At 65.8% G+C, this 1,428-nt stretch carries 1 protein-coding gene and 1 pseudogene; both read right to left on the bottom strand.

From position 1 onward, the window contains the following. Nucleotides 1-266: pseudogene (locus EOA85_RS35230) on the bottom strand (hypothetical protein); the annotation flags it as partial. Then, nucleotides 263-1,428: NAD(P)H-hydrate dehydratase (locus tag EOA85_RS35225; protein ID WP_127212725.1), on the bottom strand; the 1,166-nt coding region annotated here is incomplete at its 5' end. The pseudogene EOA85_RS35230 and the gene EOA85_RS35225, both read right to left, overlap by 4 nt.

The raw sequence follows: 1,428 nt of genomic DNA, 5'->3' as shown, positions 1-1,428 counted from the left end.
CCAGCCTTCATTTCGGCGCGCAGCGCGGCGACATCGCCGGCGATCGTTTCGACGATCTGATGATAGGCCGGCGCCTTGTCATAGAGCGTCTTCAGGTCGCCCTTGCCATCGACGCCGAAAATGCCGGCGAAACCAAAACCCTTGGCATCGATGGCGGCGAGCACGGCTGGATCGTCGACGATCATCACCGGACCTTCGGCTTGCGCGAGGTTGGCTAGGAAAAAATTGGCGAAAATCACAGCGATCAAGGCGAGCCGATGGTTCATTCAGCGGTCATCCCGTGGCGATTTTCGGCAAGCTCGCGCAGCACCGGCACCAGCGCCAGCGGCAGGTCTTCGGCGATCAGCCCAGGTCCGAAACGGCTGCCGGCCTCGGCGTGAATCCAGACCGCCGCGCAGGCGGCTTCGAAAGCCTGCATGCCTTGTGCCAGGAAGCCGGCGATGATGCCCGACAGCACGTCGCCCGACCCGGCCGTGGCCAGCCATGGCGCGCCATTGCCGTTGATCGCTGCTCTGCTATCGGGCGCCGCGATCACCGTGTCAGCGCCCTTGTAGACGACGATGGCGCCGGCACGCTCGGCGGCAGTGCGCGCCTTGGCCAGCTTGGATAGATTCTTGTCTCCGGCGATGTCCGGAAACAGCCTGGCGAATTCGCCCTCATGCGGCGTCAGCACCAGCGCCGGCGTGTTCGGACGACAGGCGGCTTCAAACAAAACGTTGGGCGTATCGCGAAACGCGGTGATGCCATCGGCATCGAGCACCAGCCCGTCGACCCTGCCGTCTGGCCGTTGTCCGGCGGCCAGTACGCCGAGGGCAAAATCGCGTGTTTTTTCGCCGACGCCAAATCCGGGTCCGAGGACGAACGCCGACGGCCGGCGGCCGTCGATGAACTCCTGTACGTCCGCGAAGCTGTCGGCCCTACGCAGCATGATCGAGGTCAGATGCGCGGCATTCACCTGCAGCCCGTTCGCCGGCGACAGCACGGTCACCGCCCCCGCCCCGCTTCTGGCCGCGGCAAGCGCCGACAGCCGTGCGGCGCCCGTCGCCGACGGCCCGCCGGAAAAGACGCCGACATGGCCGCGCCTGTATTTATGGGTGTCGACGGCTGGAACCGGAAGACTCCCTAGCCAAAGCGGCGGAGTGTTCTCGAAGGTTCGCGGGTCGACCTGCGCAATGATCCTATCGCCGATGCCAATGTCGGCAAGCACCAGATCGCCGCACATCTCGCGCCCTGGCAACAGCAGATGGCCGGGCTTTTTTCGCGCGAACGTCACCGTGATCCGGGCGCGGAATGCATGGCCGAGAACCTGGCCGCTCTCGCCTGACACGCCTGAGGGCAGATCGACCGCGACGACCGGCAGGTTCAGTTCTGTCGCAACCTCGACCGCCCTGGCGGCATCGCCGGACAGCGGCTTGGACAGTCCTGCCC

The organism is Mesorhizobium sp. M5C.F.Ca.IN.020.29.1.1 (assembly GCF_003997375.1).
In the GTDB taxonomy this organism is placed as follows: Bacteria; Pseudomonadota; Alphaproteobacteria; order Rhizobiales; family Rhizobiaceae; genus Mesorhizobium; species Mesorhizobium wenxiniae.
Note: the sequence above shows the minus strand (reverse complement) of the source record. Positions and strands in the feature narration are given on the sequence as shown.